Origin of the sequence: Flavobacterium bizetiae, from assembly GCF_024271895.1 — a bacterium.
Taxonomy (GTDB): Bacteria; Bacteroidota; Bacteroidia; order Flavobacteriales; family Flavobacteriaceae; genus Flavobacterium; species Flavobacterium bizetiae.
Map to the genome: position 1 here is coordinate 342,021 of NZ_CP091861.1, position 19,925 is coordinate 361,945.

Genomic DNA, 19,925 nt, shown 5'->3' on the forward strand with positions numbered 1-19,925 from the left:
TTAAATATTTTTCAATAAAAACTTAGTCATTTTATGATACCCTTTTTTGTTGAAATAATATAAGTTTAAAGTTGAAATAATTTTTAAAATTGTGATTTCTTTAGATGTTAACTTTAACTCTTTATTAAATAAAACCAACGTTTTATTTAAAATTTCAGTATTAGAATTTGGCAACAAATGAAATCGGATTTGATTAAATAATTTTACAATTATTTTCTTTTTTAAATCTTTTTTTTGGTCTACACTAAAAGTATTTAAAATCGTCCCATAATAATCAAAAAGCGAATCTATTATATTTTGCTGACCTCGTGGAGTTTCGTATTTATTTAAACTTTTAAGATCTACTCTATAGAAACAATCTGTTAAATCAATTACTTTATAGTTAGGCTTTAATTTATGAAGTAAATTGATATGAAACTCATCATCTTGAAAATTTTGAATATTTTCATTAAATTTCAGATTACCATTAAAAACAGAATGCTTTCTATAAATTGGTCGGGTAATATTCCATGGAAGTTTTCTTCCAAAAATAAATTCCAGAATTGTATCTCCGTTATTTCCCTCAAAAATTTTTCTAGCTCCATCAATAAAACAGTTATTAAGATTTGTAAAATGTCCCATTGAAAAAACTAGTATATCGTATTTAGGATATTTACTAAAAGCATTGATTCTTTTTTCTAAACAATCTATTATTAACAAATCATCACTATCTAAAAACATAATATAATCTCCCTTTGATTTTTCTATACCGTAATTCCTGCAGGCATTTGCTCCTTTTAAGGTATCAAGAGGTCTACTATAATACTGAAAACGAGAATCTTTTAATATATATTTTGCAACTAAATCGCCTGTATTATCCGTAGATTGATCGTCGATTATAATACATTCCCAATTTTGATAAGTTTGCACTAAAACGCTATCTAATGATTCTCCAATGACATGAGAGCGATTAAATGTTGGGATTACTATAGAAACTAACGGATCTTTCAATTTATTTTATTATAATAAATCATTGATTTTATAAATAACTTTACTTCATGAAATCGTATTAATTTGGATTTCCATTCTCTTTTAATTTTCAAGTATTGAAAATAAACTTTAGGTGAGTACTTTTCTCTATTTAGAAAGTAGTCTTTAAATACGTTATTCGTAATATTTGATAGATATTTTTCAAAACCTTTTTCCTCAAAAAAAGAAATTTTATTCGCAAGAATTAATTTATTCTTTAAATCAGGAAATTGCTGCATTTCCTCAAAAAAAAGAACATCCCGTTGAATAATCTTCTTTAAAATATTTTGACTCTCTCTGTTTTTTTTAAAATTCAAATAATTTAACAAGTTTACTTTGATTACTACCGCTGCCTTTTTTTGCTCATTGTTCCTTTTTTTAGAAACTTGTAAATTGTGCATTCGATAATTTAACAAAACTTCTTGTAAATTGTGTAATTTCCCTAACACTGATAATCTTGTCCAGAGATCATAATCTTCTGCAGGTTCCTTACTAACATCATATATTAAATCATATTTTTGGAAAATTTCTTTTCTCATCATTACTGTTGGATGTCCTATAGGACATTCTTGCAGCATGGCAAGTTTAATCTCTTCATGATTTTCACAAACGGCATATATTTTATCAGTCTCAATTATTTTAAAAAAACTTCCACAAACAACTACATCTGGATTTTTGTCTAAAAAATTAATTTGCTTTTCAAACCTTTCTGGAAAACTTATATCATCTCCATCCATTCTGGCAATATATTCTCCTTTAGCTATACTTAATCCGTAATTTAGACTATTAGTATACCCTGTATTTAATGGTTTTTCAATTAATTTAATTCTATTATCATCGTAGCTTCTTATAATTGGTAATGTTTCATCTGTAGAAGCGTCATCAATTATTATAAATTCAAAATCTGAAAAAGTTTGATTTAAAATACTGTCAATTGCTTCTTTTATATACAGTTCGCAATTGTAAACAGGCATTAAAACTGTAATTCTTGGGTGATTAGAAACATTCATTATTCTAAAAGTATTTTTTCAATATTTTCAATATTTTTAAATATATCTCTATTATTAAAGACATCATGAAATTGTTTATATGAAAGAAAATCAGCAACTTTATGATCATATAGAACTTTTTTGCTAGCTTCAACAAATGCTAATAAATCTTTATAGTGCGGATAAACAACATCTAATCTATTTATTTGTATGTTTTCACCAATAAAAAAATCCCAAAAAATTTGTGGAGTTCCTGTTAAACAAACTTCTAATGCTGCGAAACCTGCAGGTAAATTATTATATCCTTGAAACCAAACCAAATCTAATTTTTCTTCCAGAATAGTTTTTTTCATATCTGCCTGATGCCCTCTAAAGTGGACTTTGTCATTCAAATCTAAATTATTAATATAACGATCGTATTCGGCATATTTATAATTTCCAACTCCAAAAATATGTAATTCTATATTATAACCTTGACTTAATAAAACCTGATAAGCATATAAAAAAGGGTCTAAAGGTTTGTCTTTATGTAATCTTGTAAATATTCCTATCTTTTTAGTTTTACATCTCTCATTAAATTGCCATTTATTATACTCATTTGTAACTGTTAAACACAAAGGCATAAATTCATATTTGTAATTACTAAAACCTTCAAATTCATATTCAATCTGTCTTGTATTATCAAATCCTCCCATAAATACAAATTGCTTATTCTTTTCAAAATTTCTATAGTTTTCGGATTGAAATCTTGAACACATAATAAAGATGAAAATTTTTTTAAAATAATCTACTTGAATACTATTTGATAGTGATTGATAAACATATTCTCCCATAAATATCACTTTGTCATAATTATCGAATAAAGTAATTAAATTTCGAATATTGTTATCTCTAACCTTTAGATTCAATGAATTTCTTAATATTTTATTTAATATTGTAGAAACTAATCCTTTTTTATTTTTTTTAATAAAATCTTTTAAGAAAAGAATTTTTGTACCCAAACAAAGGTGTTTTTCGTAAAAATAATCAGGTAAATCTAATCTTGTATTTAACTCTACTAAACTTAGTATAGTCAATTCAAACTTATCCTTATTCAATGCACTATCAAATTCATACATTTCTCGCTGCGCACCATTATGATAAAAATCAGAAACAATAAATAATATCTTTTTCTTACTCATTTCTTATTGTATCTATAATTAATTTAATATCATCATCTGATAGTTCATAATAAAATGGCAATCGCAATAATGTATCAGAATACAAATCACTAAAAATTAAATCTTTTCCCGAATATTGATTTGAATAAAATGGACTTTTATGCAGACTCAAATAATGGAATACAGGATAAATTTCTTTGTTTTTTAAACGAGAAATACATTCATTTCTTTTTTCTAATGATTCAAAAATCAAATAAAACATATGCGCATTATTCGTAGCATAATCTGGTAATTGTGGCAATTTAAAATCTCCATCCTCCTCATTTTTTTTTAAACCTTCATTATACTGACTCCAAATTTGTTTTCTCCTTTTTTGGATTTTATCTAAATATTCAATTTGTGCCCAAAGAAAAGCAGCAATAACTTCTGATGGCAAAAAAGAAGAACCTATATCAATCCATCCATATTTATCAACTTCACCTCTAAAAAAAGCAGATCTATTTGTTCCTTTTTCCCAAATAATTTCTGCTCTACTTGCAAATCGTTTATCGTTTATTACAAGCATACCTCCCTCTCCCGAGATTATATTTTTAGTTTCATGAAACGAAAAAGCTGACAAATGCCCTATGGAACCTAATGCTCTTTTTATTCCGTCCTTTCCAGTATAAAAGCTATCTATAGCTTGGGCAGCATCTTCAACGACAAACAAATTATATTTTTTAGCAATTTCCATAATAGAATCCATATCACATGCGATACCTGCATAATGAACTGGAACAATCACTTTAGTCTTCGATGTAATTAATGATTCTAGTAAATTGCTATCAATATTTGGATTTTCAGAATTAGAATCAGCAAAAACAATTTTTGCTCCTCTCAATACAAAAGCATTTGCAGTAGAAACAAAAGTATAAGACGGCATTATCACTTCATCTCCAGGTTTGATATTAATTAAAATTGCAGCCATTTCTAATGCATCCGTACAAGATGTTGTCAGCAAACATTTTCCAAAACTATACTTTTGTTCAAAAAAATATTGACATAGTTGTGTATACTTTCCATTACCTGATATTTTTCCAGAAACAACAGCATCAGTAATATATTGTGTTTCTTTCCCCGTAAGATAGGGCTTGTTGAAATGTATCATTATCTTATAAATCTTAATGGGTTACCAATATATAGTCCACATTTTACAATTGATTTCACCACTAACGAACCAGCTCCAATTTGAGTATTATTAATAATTTTTATATTATCAATAACTGTCGAATTGATTCCCAAGAAACACAGTTCTTCAATTGTTACAAATCCTGCAACAGCAACTCTTGGCGATAAAAAAGTATGTTTTCCGATAGTAGTATCATGAGCAATAGAACAACTTAAATTTAAAATACAGTTTTTTTTTATAATGACTCTTGCATCAATTACGCAACCGGGATAAATTACAGAACCACTTTCTATAATTGCAGTAGAATCAACCCAAGCCGTTGAGTGTACTAATTTCCCAAAAGGAATTTTACTTTCAAGTCTTTCGAACAAATATTTTTTCACACCTAAATGCTTATATCCAATTCCTATTAATAATTCATCAAATTGTTTTAATACAAAAGCCTTTTCAATATCAGTCGTTTTTCCAATTACTGGAATTGAATTCACACTTTTTTTTATAGAAAAATCATCAAAGAAAACTACTTTTTTATACTGTTGGTCAGATAATGCAAAATGAGCAATTTGTTGCCCTAAGTCTCCTGCCCCAATAATAGCTAATGTTTTCATATTCAAAATATAAGATAATTACGAGCTTCAATTCCTTCATTAAATAACAAATCTAATATTGAAACACCATGAACAAATGGAGGATACAATTGTTCATACTCCGGATATGCCGAATAATCAAAATAATTGATTTTCACACCCGCTTCTTCAAAAATTCTTTCATTCATATATACTTTAGCTGCTGGACCTGAAAAATAATCCGTTCCATTTAACTTTAAACATAAATCAAGTAACCGCTCTGAACGTTCCTCTTTTAAAGAAAAATCAGAAGAAAAATGAAAATTAGTTTTTATGTTTAATATTTCACAAATTGCACTTATAAATCGAAAATTTATCTCTGTTAAATACTTAGATGTTGTGTTTAAGTATAAGTCTTCAAAAAAATCTTTATAATAATTAAAATTAGCTGACTTACCATAAACTTGTTTTATAACATTCCAATGGTCATTATTCCAATTTTTGTCAGATATTTTAGTTTCCCTTATTTTTTGTAAATACTTACCTTTAACTTCAACTGGAATTGTCAACCATTTAACACCCGATTGAGTTTTAATTAAATTTCTATTTCTCCAATCTCTTTTAGTAAATTGCATATCATCATAGATTACAAAATCATCCGCCAAAGCAATTGAATCGAAATATCCTTTCCAAGGAATATAATTTGATTGAGTTATTATAATTTTTCTCATTAAGATATAATATCTTTAGTACTCCACGATAATGAAGGTCGAATCATTCCATTAACTTTTCCTAAATAACCAGATTCTCTTATAATATCTTTTACTTCAAAAGTTAATAATTCATGATCACTAAACAAAGGGTTCATTTCATTTGTATGAAAATAAACATGTATTTGATATACATCATCATTTAAAAAATTAGATGGAATTTCGCAACAAATCTCAGTAGCTTTATTTAATTTACAATTAAACTTACCTCCTGATCCAAAAACAATATCCCCTTTTATAGTTTTTAAATCAAATCCTATAGAAATGAATTCTTTATTTGTTTGATTAATGATATTCATTTTAAAATTAATCAACGAAGTCACATCGATTATATCATTTTTATTACTTGTAGAGGCATTTTCAATTCCAGCATACATAATTCGAATTTTATCATTGCCTTTGGCTTTAATAATAGAATCAAAATTAATGATTCTTTCTAAAAAAGAATTACTTTGCAAATAATCTGAAATTACTTTAGTAGGGGTTCCACTGCTACAAATTTTCCCATGTTCCATAGATACAACACGTGTACAAAGTGTTTCTACTGCCGCCATATTATGACTCACAAATAAAACAGTTCTACCTTCTCCCTTAGAGATATCTTGCATTTTACCAATAGCCTTCTTCTGAAACTCTGCATCACCAACAGCCAAAACCTCATCAATAACCAAAATTTCAGGTTCTAAAAAAGCAGCTACAGCAAATGCTAAACGAACAGTCATTCCAGAACTATATCTTTTTACAGGCGTATCAATGTAACGTTCGCATCCTGAAAATTCAATAATTTCGTCAAGCTTGGAAGAGATTTCTTTTTTGGTCATTCCCAAAATTGCACCGTTCAGGAAAATATTTTCTCTTCCGGTCATCTCTCCATTAAATCCTGTTCCTACTTCAAGTAGTGAAGCAATACGCCCACGAGACTTTATACTTCCAGTTGTAGGAGCTGTAACTTTTGAAAGTATTTTTAAAAGTGTTGATTTTCCAGCACCATTTTTACCAATAATACCGAGCACTTCTCCTCGCTCTACCTCAAAGTTAATGTCTTGTAAAGCCCAAACATAATCAGATCTTCCTTTGGTGGAACGATCATTTGTTTCACCTATTTTTAGATACGGGTTCTCTTTTCCTCGAATCTTATGCCACCAACGATTGATATCATGACTTAAGGTTCCGGTACCTACTTGTCCTAAGCGATATTGTTTAGAAATGTTTTCGGCTTTTAATATTATATCTTTTTTCAATGGTAAATCTAAAATGGTAAGTAAAACATACAGTTACAAATATTCGATTTTAAACAGTATCTATAAAGCTCTTTTCCGTTTTGTTGAAAACTAAAAGTCCGATAAAAAATACCGCAATAGTAACAACTAAAGTATACGAAAGACCTAGCACTGAAACTTCTCCCGCATCTAAAAGCATGTAACGAGCTGTTTCTATTATATACGCTAATGGATTATACTCTACGAGCCAGCCATAGCCTGGTAATTTATCTTTAATTAAACTCATAGGATACATAACTGCAGACAGGTACATTAATAACTGTATCCCAAAACCTATTAAATGACTGAGATCTCTGTATTTTGTTACCATTGCCGAAATAAGCATTCCTAATCCCAATCCTAAAACTCCCATGATTATAATTAAGATAGGAAAAAATAAAATGAGACTGTTTAATCCTAAATTTGCTCCCTGAAAATAATAGAAAATATAAAATCCTATAAAAATCAAAAATTGAATTCCGAATTTCACTAAATTAGAAATCACAACTGATAGTGGTGTAATAATCCGAGGAAAATACACTTTCCCAAAAATAGCAGCATTCGCTTTAAAAGTATCTGAAGTTCCCGTTAAACACGCAGTAAAATAATTCCAAACGGTTATTCCAGACAAATTAAACAAAAATGGAGGAACAGTACCTGTATCAATACCAGCAACGTTATTGAATATTATAGTAAATGTTACAGAAGTAAATAATGGCTGGATTAAATACCAAAGTGGCCCTAAAACGGTTTGTTTATAAACCGTAATAACATCTCGTTTTACGAAAAGGAGCAACAAATCTCTATATTGCCAAACTTCCTTTAAGTTTAGTGAGAAGAATTTATTTTTAGGTGTTATTTCAAACAACCAATCATTTGGGGTATTGTTGTCGTTCATTTTATTTTAAAACTAATTAACCGAAATAGTTTCTCAAAGAGCAAGGTTTAATTAACAAGATTTTTATTCGCTTATAAATTATATTAAAAGCAAAAAGGCGTTTTTAAAAAAACACCTTTTTAATATCATTTGAATACAAAATTCAATTTATCATAAGAAACTACTTATCTAAAACTTCAAAAGCAGAATTCATACTTTTAAATTCCGGAACAATTTTCTTCATTTTCGTAACAATATCATCATTGTCATAGAAGTCAGCAATACCTATAAGCTCATCAATTTCAATATGCAAATTTTCGTATTCGTCTTGTAATTCCTGAGCAATCATAATTTTATTATGATAGGTTGGCAAAGTCTTAGAAGTATCATTTAATAATTCTTCATATAATTTTTCCCCTGGTCTTAATCCAACAATTTTGATCTTGATTTCTTTATCCGGAATAAATCCTGCCAGCTTAATCATTTTTTTAGCCAAATCAATAATCTTAACCGGTTTACCCATATCAAAAATATAAATCTCCCCTCCGTTACCCATCGCACCCGCTTCTAGTACTAACTGACATGCCTCCGGAATCGTCATAAAATAGCGTATGATATCCTGATGGGTAATAGTAACGGGGCCACCCTCAGCAATTTGTTTTGTAAACAAAGGAACCACTGATCCATTTGAACCTAAAACATTTCCGAAACGAGTTGTAATAAACTTAGTTGCCCCATCAACATTTTCTTTTTGATTTTTCAAGAATAACGATTGAACATATTTCTCAGCAATACGTTTACTGGCCCCCATAACATTACTTGGGTTAACAGCTTTATCTGTAGATACCATTACAAATTTCTTCACTCGATATTTACAAGCTAAATCAGCCAGATTTTTAGTTCCTTTAATATTGGTCTGAATCGCCTGTGATGGATTTTCTTCCATCAATGGAACATGCTTATAAGCTGCAGCATGAAAAACAACATGAGGACTATAATTTTTAAAAACTTTTTCTAAAGCTTTTTTACTTCTAACGTCTGCAATAACTGCTACAATTTTTGCCTGTGACCCTAAAGTTAGGGTTTCTAAACATAAATTATGAAGTGGTGTTTCAGCATGATCTAAAATGATAACAACTTTAGGATTAAATCCTAAAACCTGTCTTACTATTTCGCTTCCAATTGATCCAGCTGCTCCACTAATAAGAATTGTTTTATCTTTTAGCTGTTTTGAAATTGATTTACTATCCAGAACTATAGGTTTTCTTTCAAGTAAATCTTCAATCTGAATGTTCTTTACTTTTTGAGAAATTTCTTTTTGATTCTCCCAATCTGAAATTAATGGTACTGTATATACTCTATAATTGAATTCTAAGCATTGATCAACAATAATCAACTGTTCTTCTTTTGATAAACTTTTATCCGCTATAATAACACCTTCTGCAGCTACAGAACGCATTAAAGCAGGTAATTTTTTTCTTAAAATCAGAATTGGTAAATCTAACATTCTTTTAGATGCATTCTGATTATTCTTATCTACAAAACCAACAATTTTAAATCGTGAAGGTGTTTCAAATTTTAATGCATTTGCAACCGAAATTGCATTAGCATCAGTTCCATAAATTACAGTTCTGATTAACTTAGAATTGGTTTTCTCTGAAAAATACAATTCGAAAGTTTGTTTTACGACAACACGATACAAGAATAAACCACAAAAAGATAAAACCAAATTTATAAAAAGTGCCGTATTCAAAAAAGCTTTATGTCCAGTATATAACTCAAAAACTAAATTGAAAAATAAAAAAAACACCAAAACTGACATTTGAGAAAACAATAGCTTAATAGCATCTATGTAAGAAGAGTGTCGTATAATTCCTGAATACGTTCTAAAAAGCCAAAAGAAAAATACATTAATAACGATTAAACTTGAGACAAAATAAAACTGATGTGACGTAATAATGTACCCCAATGCGGTCCCTTCAAACAACATATACGTAAATGTGAACGAAAAAATTAGCACCATTACATCTATAGCAATAATAATCCATCTAGGCAGATAGCTAAGATTATTAATGCTACTTCTTAGATTCCTGGGTGAGAGAAAATTATGCAACAACGATGCTATTTTGGTTTGTTTGTCTGTATTCAATTTGGTTTAGTTTAATTTTGTAAACTTTGTCTGTCTTACAAAAATACAAATTAAAGTTTTTAAAAAATTATTTCTCGATGCAAATTAGATTTTAACGCCTTTTTTCTTTTGTTTTAAAAATTCTATTAAATACGATCCATATCCGGATTTTACCAAAGGTAAAGCTAATGTTTCTAGTTGTGCATCATTTATAAATCCTTGTCTCCAGGCAATTTCTTCAATACAGCCAACTTTCAAACCTTGTCTTTCTTCAAGGACCTGAACAAATTGTCCCGCCTGCATTAAACTATTAAAAGTTCCTGTATCCAGCCAAGCCGTTCCTCTGCTTAAAATACCCACTTTTAAGGCTTCTCTTTCTAAATATACTTTATTCACATCAGTGATTTCATATTCACCACGAGCACTTGGTTTAATATTTTTGGCAATTTCTACAACCGAATTATCGTAGAAATATAATCCCGGAACCGCAAAACTAGATTTTGGTTCTGCAGGTTTCTCTTCGATTGAAATTGCTTTAAGATTCTCATCAAATTCCACTACTCCATATCTTTCCGGATCTGAAACATGATAAGCAAAAACAACACCACCGTTTGGTTTTGTATTTGATTTTAAAAGCTCCTGCATATTCGATCCAAAAAAGATGTTATCTCCCAATATCAAAGCTACATCATCATTACCTATAAATTCTTCACCTATTACAAAAGCCTGAGCTAAACCGTTAGGAATTGCCTGTTCTGCATAACTGAATTTGCATCCTAAACTTGAACCATCACCTAATAATTTTTTAAAATTTGGCAAGTCGTGCGGAGTAGAGATAATTAATATTTCACTAATCCCTGACATCATTAAAGTAGACAACGGATAATAGATCATTGGTTTATCATAAACAGGCATCATCTGTTTACTCATAGCAAGAGTCAATGGATGTAAACGTGTACCAGAACCTCCGGCTAAAATAATTCCTTTCATAAAATTTTATTTTAGATTTTAGATTTTAAATTTTAGATTACTTAATTGGAATACTAATATTTAAATCTTCAATGCATCTTTTATTTATACAAACATTTTTTTCAAACTTTCTTTATAATATGGAATATCTACATTATAAGTAGCTTTAATTTTTTTCTTATCTAATAATGAAAATTCAGGACGCTTTGCAGGAGTTGGATATGATGCTGATGGTATACCGCCAACATTACAACTGTATCCTCCAAATTCTTTTATGCTCAACGCAAATTCATACCAACTTATTTCACCTTCACTCGAATAATTATAAATCCCTGGAATCCATTCTGGAAATTCCAAAATATCAATCATTGCCTGAGCTAAATCAGCAGCATATGTTGGAGATCCTATTTGATCGTTTACAACGTTAATAGTATTTCTTTCCTGCATTAATCGTTGCATCGTTTTTACGAAATTATTTCCAAATTTACTGTAGACCCAAGAAGTTCTTATAATAATTGAATTTGGATTTTCTTTTAAACAAGCAATTTCACCTGTCCTTTTACTTGCTCCATATACATTGACAGGATTAGTTTTCTCGTCTTCATTTAAGGCAATTGAAGAAGTTCCGTCAAAAACATAGTCTGTAGAAATATGAATTAGTTTTGCATCATTCTTCTGAGTATATTTTGCAATAAATTCTACCGCAAGATGATTTATTGTGAAAGCTAGTTCTTTTTCAGTCTCAGCTTTATCAACTGCTGTATAGGCACCACAGTTAAAAATAACATCAGGTTGAATTTTATTTAATTGCTTTTCAAGAATATCTAAGTCATCTAAAGCGATTTGAGTTCTATCAGCAAAAATCCATTCATAATTTGAATAATTTACAGATAAAACAGCTAATTCAGATCCTAACTGTCCGTTTGCTCCCGTTACAAGAATTTTCTTCATTAAAATAAGCTGTTACAATTTTCAATAAAAGGAAGTATTTGATCTTTTTCGGAAACAATTGCATCTTTTAAATCCATGCCCCAATCAATATTTAAAGAAGGATCATCATATTTAATTCCACCTTCAGAAGATTTATTATAAAACTGATCACATTTATACATTACTGATGCTGTTTCACTAATAACCGAAAAACCATGAGCGAATCCTTGGGGAACTAATAATTGCTTTTTATTTTCTGCTGATAATAAAATACTAAATGCTTTTCCGTAGGTAGGTGAATCTTTTCTTAAATCAACAGCGACATCTATAATTTCTCCTTCTAAAACTCGAACTAATTTTGTTTGTGCAAATGGTGGATTTTGGTAATGTAGACCTCTTAAGGTTGCATTTTTAGAAAAAGATTGATTGTCCTGAACAAAATTTATGTTAATCCCTAAATCTTCAAATTTAGTTTTACTGTAAGATTCAAAAAAATAACCCCTTTCATCTCCAAAAACAGTTGGTTCTACAACCACCAAATCTTTTATAAACGTTTCTTCAATTTTCATATTAAAATCAATTCTTATTTATATTCAAAAAAGTTGATTATAACTTCTTTAACTCTATCTTTATCTTCTACTGACAAATTTGACCCCGATGGTAAGCATAATCCTTTTTCAAATAATTTTTCGGCAATCTTATTACCATAATATGGATATTTTTCAAAAATTGGCTGTAAATGCATCGGCTTCCAAAGTGGACGACATTCTATATTTGCTTTTTCAAAAGCAAGTCGCAAACTTTCCCTATTTCTATTTTTATTAGGTTCAACCAAAATGGTAGTTAACCAATAATTCGAAAAATAATCTTCATTAATACTCTCAAAAACATCCACTCCTTCAATATTTCTGAATATCTCTTTATAAAAGCTATTAATCTTTCTTCTGGAATCTACATTTTTATCTAAAACTTTCAACTGTCCCAATCCAATTCCTGCGCAAATATTACTCATTCTGTAATTATATCCTATTTGGCTATGCTGATAGTGTATCGCTTCGTCTTTAGATTGTGTCGCATAAAAAATGGCTTTATCCTTTAGTTCTTTTGAATTACTTATTAAAGCCCCCCCACTTGAAGTGGTAATTATTTTATTTCCATTAAATGAAAAAATTCCGAAATCTCCAAAACTTCCACATTTTTTTCCTTTATAAGAACTTCCTAATGCTTCAGCACTGTCTTCAATAATTGAAATACCATACTTATCTGCAATAGCATGAATTTCATCCACTTTATAAGGATTCCCATAAAGATGCACTACTATAATCGCTTTTGGCTTTTTTCCTTTTTTAATTCTATCTTTAATAGCAGCTTCTAAATATTCAGGACAAATATTCCAGGTATCTAATTCGCTATCTACAAAAATTGGGATTGCTCCCTGATATAGAATTGGATTGGCCGAAGCTGAAAAAGTCATACTTTGACAAATAACCTCATCTCCTTTCTCTACTCCTAACAACACCAATGCCAAATGAATAGCCGACGTACCTGAATTGAGTGCCGATATAAGTGATTTCTCATTTAGATAATTTTCTAAAGCACTTTCAAATTCATCAACATTTGGCCCTCCGGAAGTTATCCAATTTGTTTCTAAAGCCTTTTGAATATACTCTTGTTCAAAACCGCTTTCTTCAGATAAGGATAAATAAATTCGTTTATTATCCATTAATTTTCCAATAATCTGAAGGATAGCGAATATCATCGTCACTCACATTAGTAAGCGGCAATGTTGAAAAAGAAATTAGTTTTGAATCTTTTTCTAAAGATTCTATAGCATTGGCATAACCTGCAGGAATATGCACTATCTTATTATCATTAACAGAAACAAAAATAGTTTCTACAATTATGTCTTTCGAAGGATTTTGCCAATCATCAATTTTTACAAAATGAATATGGAAAGAACCAGTTAAACAATAAAAGTTTTTGTTATCTAATTTATGTCCTTGCCAGGCACGAATAGGATTTTCTTCAGAATTACTAATGATGTAGAATCTCTCGATATCCGTAAACTTAAAATCATTAACATACGAAATAGTTCCTCGATGATCAGAGAAATTACCTCCTTGAATTATTTTTGGAATCATGCCTTTAATTTTAAATCACTTTTATTTAACAAATAAAACTTAAGGGTATATATTAAAAGTAATGGTGATATCACAATTACAAATAGTACTATGTCATTAACCTTTTGATATAAAAAGATAACTAAAGCTGAAACTGCACTTTGAGCGATTGCGTAGTATAAAGAGACCAAACGGTGTTGCATTTTATATTCATTACTTAAAACCTGATACAAATGAAGACGATGTGCTTCAAAAATATTTTGTTTTAAGTATAATCGATGGATAATGGTGCAAATTGCATCAACACCATAGATTGCTAAGAACAAAAGCCATACGAGAGAACTGGTTACTAATATCAATTTCAAAATCAAATAAATAACCCAAAAAGCAATAGCGATACTGCCAATATCCCCGGCAAAACATTTTGCCTTTTTTCTATAATTAAAAAACAAGAAAACGAAACTGGCGATCATTGCATACTTTATAAAAACAGCATCAAAGAAAAATTGAATATTTTTATTTACATATAATAATGCCCCCATTACAATCAAAGTATACAATCCTGTAATACCATTAATTCCATCCATAAAGTTATAAGCATTGATCAATCCTATTGCCAGGATATATGCAATAATAACTCCATAAAAAGGCATCAAAATAAATACTCCTAAATCATAAAAAATCAAGGTAATAGCTAAAAAGTGAACTGAAATTCTGATTTTGTTAGACAAACTATGAATATCATCCCAAAAACTGACTAAACTAACCAGAGTAATCCCGCTAAAGAAAAAATAATTCGTCTGAATATTTTGTAAAAAATAAATTAGAGCAGCGAACCAAAAAATGATTCCGCCTCCTCTTAAAGTAATTTCTGTATGTGAACTTCTTTGATTGGGTTTGTCAATAATATTATAACGATCAGCTACTTTAAAATAAAGTAACATCAAAATCATTAAAATTATTCCTAGTATTGTGTATTGCATTATATATCAGGTTACTCCCAATTAGTATCTTTTATTTCATTGTAAACTTTTTGAACACCTTCCTCCAAGGTAGTTTTAGCCTTCCAACCGAAATTGCTTAGTTTAGAGACGTCCATTAATTTACGTGGAGTACCATCTGGCTTGGTTGTATCAGTTAGAATTTCACCTTCGAAACCAACGACTTTTTTAACTAAAATTGCCAGATCTAAAATTGAAATATCTTCACCAACTCCAATATTAACTAATCCCGATTCATTATAATTTTTCATTAAAAACACACAGGCTTCAGCAAGATCATCAGCATGCAAAAATTCTCTTTTAGGGCTTCCAGTTCCCCATATAGTAACAGAGCTGTCGTTATTACGCTTTGCAGTAATAAACTTTCTCAGCATTGCAGGTAGAACATGAGAGTTTTTTAAATCATAATTATCATTTGGCCCATATAAATTTGTAGGCATAACCGAAATAAAATTACAACCAAACTGGTCTCTATAGGCATCGCACATTTTGATACCTGCAATTTTTGCAATTGCATACGGTTCGTTTGTAGGCTCCAATTCTCCTGTAAGCATATATTCTTCTTTTAACGGCTGCGGCGCCATCTTAGGGTAAATGCAGGAAGATCCTAAAAACATTAATTTTTTTACATTATTTAAGTATGATTGATGTATTACATTATTTTGTATCATCAGATTTTCATAAATAAAATCTCCTCTGTATGTGTTGTTAGCAATAATTCCTCCAACTTTTGCAGCTGCTAAAAAAACGTAATCAGGTTTTTCTTCTGCAAAAAAATCAGCTACAGCTTGTTGATTACGCAAATCTAACTCTGAAGACGTTTTAAGAACAAAATTTATATGTCCCTTAGCTTTTAATTGACGTAAAATAGCTGAACCTACCATTCCACGATGTCCCGCTATGTATATTTTATCTTTTAAATTCATAATTTTAATTTCATATTCCAAAATAAATTATTCTGGCTTTTAAATTAATATCTAATAGCTGATTTTACCTCGTTTAACATCTTTTCTCTTTTCACATAATCAAGATCACATGCCATCATTTCTCTCACTAATCCAGCCAAATCATATTTCGGCACCCATCCTAATTTCGTTTTCGATTTGGTTGGATCTCCAATAAGTAAATCCACTTCTGTCGGACGAAAATATTGTGGATCAACAGAAATAACCTCTTTACCTAACTCAATCTGATAATCAGAATTATTACAACCAGCTACATATCCTTTTTCATTTACTCCTTCGCCTCTAAATTCAATATCTATACCTACTTCTGCGAATGACATTTTAACAAAATCACGTACATAGGTAGTTTCTCCCATAGCAATAACATAGTCTTCCGCAACATCTTGCTGTAAAATGCGCCACATTGCTTCTACATAATCTTTTGCATGTCCCCAGTCGCGTTGGGCATCTAGATTTCCTAAGTATAAACAATCTTGTTCTCCTAAAGCAATTGCAGCCGTTGCCATAGTTATTTTACGAGTAACAAAAGTTTCTCCTCGACGAGGTGATTCATGATTAAACAAGATTCCGTTACAAGCAAACATATCATAAGCTTCACGATAATTTTTAGTAATCCAGAAACCATAAATTTTTGCTACTCCATAAGGTGAACGAGGATAAAAAGGTGAGTGCTCATCATAAAGTCCTTTTTCATTTTTATTCTCAGCCAAACCACCATACAATTCAGATGTTGAAGCCTGATAAATGCGTGTTTTCTTTTCTAAACCCAAAATACGTACTGCCTCAAGTATTCTTAGTGTACCAATACCGTCAACATTAGCCACATATTCCGGCGAATCAAAGGAAACTTTTACATGACTCATAGCCCCTAGATTATATATTTCATCAGGTTGTACCTCTTGAATAATTCGAATAATATTAGTAGAATCCGTTAAATCCCCATAATGCAACTTAAAATTTACATGAATTTCGTGTTGATCTTGATAGATATGGTCAATACGTTGTGTGTTAAAAGAAGAAGCTCTTCTTTTAACACCATGGACCATATAACCTTTCTCTAATAATAATTCTGCCAAATACGAACCATCTTGTCCTGTGATTCCTGTTATAAGTGCAATTTTCATATTTGTTTTTTTTATTTTTTTCTAAATGAAATAAATGTCTTTCTCAATCCCTCATCTACCGAAATCGGTAATGACTTACCTATTGCTTTTACTATTTTCTCATTACTTACGACATAATTCTCTGTGAGCTTTTGCAAACGTTCTGAATTTAAAGGTAAATACAAATAATCTCCAAACTTAGCGATCAACCATATTAAATTTTGCGGTACCTTTAAAACTTTGCTTCTTTTATTCATGCTTATTGCTAAAAGTTGAACTAATTCATTTGTTGACAATGTTTTGTCATCCGCCACATTATATACTCCTGAAGGAATGGAAACATTTTCTATTAATTCATTAATAACAAAACAGAAATTCTCTATACTCAAAAAAGAACGTTGATTATAAAAACTACCTAATGGCCACGGTAAACCTTTGGTAACAATTTGAAATAATAAATTAAGATTTCCCTTATTTCCTGGTCCATGGATTATACATGGTCTTAAAATATAAACTCGCTTATTACTTGGTAATTTCTTACTTAAAATATATTCTTCTGCCAGATGCTTAGAAATACCATAATGGGTTTTAGGATTAGCAATTTCATTTTCTGTTAAAATACCTATAGCTCCATCTGATACAGCCTTTACCGTACTTATAAAAATAAACAAATCCAAATCCGAAGCCAAAAAGGAATCAAATACTTGCCTAGTTAATTCAAAATTAGTTTCATAATACTCATTTGGTTTAGAAACTTTTTTTAAATCATGTGCTTTTCCAGCCAGATGAATTAAAACATTGCCACTAAAACTAAAAATTTGATCCGGTACATAACGTAAGCTTAGGGTTTGTACCTCACTTAAGCCATTCAAATATTTCTGAAGATTTGTTCCTACAAAACCCGTTGCTCCAGTAATTATGATCTCTTTCATTATCTGGAAAATTTAAAATAAATATAACTATATAATTTAAATGGTAAAACTCGCAATGGGATTTTAAAAAGTAAGACTTTTGTAAATTCAATATAAGTAAAAAAATCTATTTTTAAAAATTTTCTATAGAGCTTAACTTCATTAATTGCATATTTTATACCCCATCTTCGTCTAATAGCTTCTGAAAGATTTTCTCCCAGTCTAAAATACAATACATTTTCCTTAACATTCCCAAACATAAATCCTGCCATATAGGCTCTAACAAAAAAATCATAATCTTCTGGAAAGATAGTAGTGTCATAGCCATTTATAGCATCAAAAGCTTCTTTTTTAAACATAATAGTTGGATGTGAAAAAGGACTTCTAAATTTCATAAATTCGACAATTTCTTTATGGAAAAGAGGTACTTGCCTAATAGAAATAACATCTTCAATTTCTTTTGAGAACTCAATTATTTGTCCTCCTACAATATCCAAATTATTATCTATCAAATAATCCATTTGTATTTCAAATCGATTAAAAAAACAAATGTCATCTGAGTCCATTCTTGCAACAATTGAATTTCTGACCACTCTCATTCCTTCATTTAAAGCGTTAGCTAAACCTTTATTTTTAGCCAAAGAGACTACATTAAAAATATATGGATATTTTTTTTCATAATAATGGATAACACTATCTAATCCTTCCGTTAGTTCACCATCTTTAACCAACACAATCTCATTTGGAACAAATGTCTGATTGAGGAGTGACTCTATAGATTTTTCAAGAAACTCAGGTATTTCCTTATTATATACCGCCATTAAAACCGAGAATTCGAAAGCTTTATTTGACATTTTTTTAATTAAAATTGTAAATTAAGAATAGTAAGTTATAACCTCAACAAATTTTTCTATTTGAATCTTAGGGTTAAACTTTTCTATTTGATATTTAATGTTAACTCTAAAGTCATCAGAGTTAGTGATTAATCTTTTAAGATTATTTGATAAAAGTACAGTATCATTTGGATCTTGTACGATCCCACTAGTTCCAACGACTTCCGGTAAAGATGATACATTAGATACAATTGATATTTTATTAAAATACATGGCTTCTAAAGGAGGAATCCCAAATCCCTCATATCTACTTAAATAAACCATACCAGTGCATTTTTCAATTACGCTGTTTTTTTCACTATCACTTAAATATCCCATGATTTCAACCTTTTCTTCTAATCCTAAATCTTTTATTAATGAAATAATTTTATCATAGCCCCAACCTAATTGCCCAACTATCTTGTATTTATAAAAACCAAACTCTATATTTTTGTTTAAAAAATCATTAAAGCCAATAATCATATTTTCAATATTTTTACCGGGTTCAATAGTACAAACGGTTACAAAATAAGGCTCAGAAATAGTTTCCGAGGAAAATTTCAACTCTGGAATAAAATTATAAATAACTTTTATCTTTGATGTTTCAATATTTGTAATTTCGACAATATCATGTTTAGAAAACTCCGAAACAGTAATAATTGTATCACTATTTTGTGCCGCCTTTTTAGACAATCCTTTTATATATAGGCTACGCAAAAAAGAATATTTATTATCAACTCGAAATGGTATCATATCATGAATACTCGAAATGAGAACATTTTTTTTATTTAAAATCTTTGCCCAAAGAGGAATTGATGGCGTTGGAGAAAAAAAAACATTCTTACCTCTAATCAAATAAAAAGGTAGAACAAACTGTTCAAATAAAATTCTGATTACAAAATTATGTACAAATGAAAATTTTATAACTCTAATCTTAATATTTGCATTTATATCAAACAGACTCAAACACTCAACCTTAGTATTTGACAATAAAATTATCTCATCAAATTTATCCCATTTTTCATCTTCAAAATCAATATTGCTAACTATTCTTTTAAAAAAATAGCCTACTCCCGCAAGTTTATTTGAATTAAAATTAATCAAATTAATATATAGCTTCATGATCTAT

At 29.6% G+C, this 19,925-nt stretch carries 20 protein-coding genes; all 20 read right to left on the reverse strand.

Going from position 1 to position 19,925, the window contains the following annotated elements; all coding sequences use genetic code 11:
- Positions 1-990 (reverse strand): glycosyltransferase family 2 protein, encoded by a 990-nt coding sequence (locus L0669_RS01600; RefSeq protein WP_263760824.1) that lies wholly within the window; start codon positions 988-990, stop codon positions 1-3.
- Complete coding sequence (locus L0669_RS01605; protein ID WP_263760826.1) at positions 987-2,018, reverse strand: glycosyltransferase family 2 protein; 1,032 nt, start codon at positions 2,016-2,018, stop codon at positions 987-989. The genes L0669_RS01600 and L0669_RS01605 overlap by 4 nt, the downstream gene beginning before the upstream one ends.
- Positions 2,018-3,178, reverse strand: a complete 1,161-nt coding sequence (locus tag L0669_RS01610) for a glycosyltransferase (RefSeq protein ID WP_263760828.1) — start codon at positions 3,176-3,178, stop codon at positions 2,018-2,020. Before L0669_RS01610 ends, L0669_RS01605 begins: the two co-directional genes overlap by 1 nt.
- Positions 3,171-4,304, reverse strand: a complete 1,134-nt coding sequence (gene rffA, locus L0669_RS01615) for a dTDP-4-amino-4,6-dideoxygalactose transaminase (RefSeq protein ID WP_263760830.1) — start codon at positions 4,302-4,304, stop codon at positions 3,171-3,173. The genes L0669_RS01610 and rffA overlap by 8 nt, the downstream gene beginning before the upstream one ends.
- Positions 4,304-4,933, reverse strand: coding sequence for an acetyltransferase (locus tag L0669_RS01620; RefSeq protein ID WP_263760832.1), 630 nt, complete (start codon positions 4,931-4,933; stop codon positions 4,304-4,306). Before L0669_RS01620 ends, rffA begins: the two co-directional genes overlap by 1 nt.
- Before the next feature lie 2 nt (positions 4,934-4,935).
- Entirely contained in the window at positions 4,936-5,622 is a 687-nt protein-coding gene (locus L0669_RS01625) for a WbqC family protein (protein ID WP_263760834.1), read from the reverse strand.
- On the reverse strand, positions 5,622-6,902 hold the full coding sequence (locus L0669_RS01630) for an ABC transporter ATP-binding protein (protein WP_263760836.1): 1,281 nt from the start codon (positions 6,900-6,902) through the stop codon (positions 5,622-5,624). The genes L0669_RS01625 and L0669_RS01630 overlap by 1 nt, the downstream gene beginning before the upstream one ends.
- Positions 6,903-6,951: 49 nt before the next feature.
- Positions 6,952-7,818, reverse strand: coding sequence for an ABC transporter permease (locus L0669_RS01635; protein ID WP_263760838.1), 867 nt, complete (start codon positions 7,816-7,818; stop codon positions 6,952-6,954).
- A gap of 160 nt (positions 7,819-7,978) precedes the next feature.
- On the reverse strand, positions 7,979-9,946 hold the full coding sequence (locus tag L0669_RS01640) for a polysaccharide biosynthesis protein (protein WP_263760840.1): 1,968 nt from the start codon (positions 9,944-9,946) through the stop codon (positions 7,979-7,981).
- An 84-nt stretch (positions 9,947-10,030) separates the two neighbouring features.
- A complete protein-coding gene (gene rfbA, locus L0669_RS01645; RefSeq protein ID WP_263760842.1) occupies positions 10,031-10,915 on the reverse strand; it encodes a glucose-1-phosphate thymidylyltransferase RfbA in 885 nt (294 codons plus the stop codon).
- An 84-nt stretch (positions 10,916-10,999) separates the two neighbouring features.
- Positions 11,000-11,845, reverse strand: coding sequence for a dTDP-4-dehydrorhamnose reductase (rfbD, locus tag L0669_RS01650; protein ID WP_263760844.1), 846 nt, complete (start codon positions 11,843-11,845; stop codon positions 11,000-11,002).
- Entirely contained in the window at positions 11,845-12,393 is a 549-nt protein-coding gene (rfbC, locus tag L0669_RS01655; protein WP_263760846.1) for a dTDP-4-dehydrorhamnose 3,5-epimerase, read from the reverse strand. Before rfbC ends, rfbD begins: the two co-directional genes overlap by 1 nt.
- A gap of 14 nt (positions 12,394-12,407) precedes the next feature.
- Positions 12,408-13,547: a DegT/DnrJ/EryC1/StrS family aminotransferase gene (locus L0669_RS01660; RefSeq protein WP_263760848.1), complete on the reverse strand. Its 1,140-nt coding sequence runs from the start codon at positions 13,545-13,547 to the stop codon at positions 12,408-12,410.
- Positions 13,540-13,965: a WxcM-like domain-containing protein gene (locus L0669_RS01665; RefSeq protein ID WP_263760850.1), complete on the reverse strand. Its 426-nt coding sequence runs from the start codon at positions 13,963-13,965 to the stop codon at positions 13,540-13,542. Before L0669_RS01665 ends, L0669_RS01660 begins: the two co-directional genes overlap by 8 nt.
- Entirely contained in the window at positions 13,962-14,927 is a 966-nt protein-coding gene (locus L0669_RS01670; protein ID WP_263760852.1) for an MraY family glycosyltransferase, read from the reverse strand. The genes L0669_RS01665 and L0669_RS01670 overlap by 4 nt, the downstream gene beginning before the upstream one ends.
- Positions 14,928-14,938: 11 nt before the next feature.
- Positions 14,939-15,871, reverse strand: coding sequence for a GDP-L-fucose synthase family protein (locus L0669_RS01675; RefSeq protein ID WP_263760854.1), 933 nt, complete (start codon positions 15,869-15,871; stop codon positions 14,939-14,941).
- A gap of 44 nt (positions 15,872-15,915) precedes the next feature.
- On the reverse strand, positions 15,916-17,034 hold the full coding sequence (gene gmd / locus L0669_RS01680; RefSeq protein WP_263760857.1) for a GDP-mannose 4,6-dehydratase: 1,119 nt from the start codon (positions 17,032-17,034) through the stop codon (positions 15,916-15,918).
- Between the two features lie 11 nt (positions 17,035-17,045).
- Positions 17,046-17,945 (reverse strand): NAD-dependent epimerase/dehydratase family protein, encoded by a 900-nt coding sequence (locus L0669_RS01685; RefSeq protein WP_263760859.1) that lies wholly within the window; start codon positions 17,943-17,945, stop codon positions 17,046-17,048.
- Positions 17,945-18,778, reverse strand: coding sequence for a glycosyltransferase (locus L0669_RS01690; RefSeq protein WP_263760861.1), 834 nt, complete (start codon positions 18,776-18,778; stop codon positions 17,945-17,947). Before L0669_RS01690 ends, L0669_RS01685 begins: the two co-directional genes overlap by 1 nt.
- Positions 18,779-18,799: 21 nt before the next feature.
- Positions 18,800-19,918, reverse strand: coding sequence for a glycosyltransferase family 4 protein (locus L0669_RS01695; protein WP_263760863.1), 1,119 nt, complete (start codon positions 19,916-19,918; stop codon positions 18,800-18,802).
- Between the last annotated feature and the right edge of the window lie 7 nt (positions 19,919-19,925).

What these genes read in the sequence shown, in the direction of transcription:
- rfbD (WP_263760844.1), bottom strand. Translation starts at nt 11,845, where the DNA reads ATGAAGAAAATTCTTGTAACGGGAGCAAACGGACAGTTAGGATCTGAA.
- gmd (WP_263760857.1), bottom strand. Translation starts at nt 17,034, where the DNA reads ATGAAAATTGCACTTATAACAGGAATCACAGGACAAGATGGTTCGTAT.
- L0669_RS01665 (WP_263760850.1), bottom strand. Translation starts at nt 13,965, where the DNA reads ATGATTCCAAAAATAATTCAAGGAGGTAATTTCTCTGATCATCGAGGA.
- L0669_RS01635 (WP_263760838.1), bottom strand. Translation starts at nt 7,818, where the DNA reads ATGAACGACAACAATACCCCAAATGATTGGTTGTTTGAAATAACACCT.
- L0669_RS01610 (WP_263760828.1), bottom strand. Translation starts at nt 3,178, where the DNA reads ATGAGTAAGAAAAAGATATTATTTATTGTTTCTGATTTTTATCATAAT.
- L0669_RS01660 (WP_263760848.1), bottom strand. Translation starts at nt 13,547, where the DNA reads ATGGATAATAAACGAATTTATTTATCCTTATCTGAAGAAAGCGGTTTT.
- L0669_RS01620 (WP_263760832.1), bottom strand. Translation starts at nt 4,933, where the DNA reads ATGAAAACATTAGCTATTATTGGGGCAGGAGACTTAGGGCAACAAATT.
- L0669_RS01675 (WP_263760854.1), bottom strand. Translation starts at nt 15,871, where the DNA reads ATGAATTTAAAAGATAAAATATACATAGCGGGACATCGTGGAATGGTA.
- rfbC (WP_263760846.1), bottom strand. Translation starts at nt 12,393, where the DNA reads ATGAAAATTGAAGAAACGTTTATAAAAGATTTGGTGGTTGTAGAACCA.
- L0669_RS01605 (WP_263760826.1), bottom strand. Translation starts at nt 2,018, where the DNA reads ATGAATGTTTCTAATCACCCAAGAATTACAGTTTTAATGCCTGTTTAC.
- rffA (WP_263760830.1), bottom strand. Translation starts at nt 4,304, where the DNA reads ATGATACATTTCAACAAGCCCTATCTTACGGGGAAAGAAACACAATAT.
- rfbA (WP_263760842.1), bottom strand. Translation starts at nt 10,915, where the DNA reads ATGAAAGGAATTATTTTAGCCGGAGGTTCTGGTACACGTTTACATCCA.
- L0669_RS01670 (WP_263760852.1), bottom strand. Translation starts at nt 14,927, where the DNA reads ATGCAATACACAATACTAGGAATAATTTTAATGATTTTGATGTTACTT.
- L0669_RS01625 (WP_263760834.1), bottom strand. Translation starts at nt 5,622, where the DNA reads ATGAGAAAAATTATAATAACTCAATCAAATTATATTCCTTGGAAAGGA.
- L0669_RS01690 (WP_263760861.1), bottom strand. Translation starts at nt 18,778, where the DNA reads ATGTCAAATAAAGCTTTCGAATTCTCGGTTTTAATGGCGGTATATAAT.
- L0669_RS01695 (WP_263760863.1), bottom strand. Translation starts at nt 19,918, where the DNA reads ATGAAGCTATATATTAATTTGATTAATTTTAATTCAAATAAACTTGCG.
- L0669_RS01685 (WP_263760859.1), bottom strand. Translation starts at nt 17,945, where the DNA reads ATGAAAGAGATCATAATTACTGGAGCAACGGGTTTTGTAGGAACAAAT.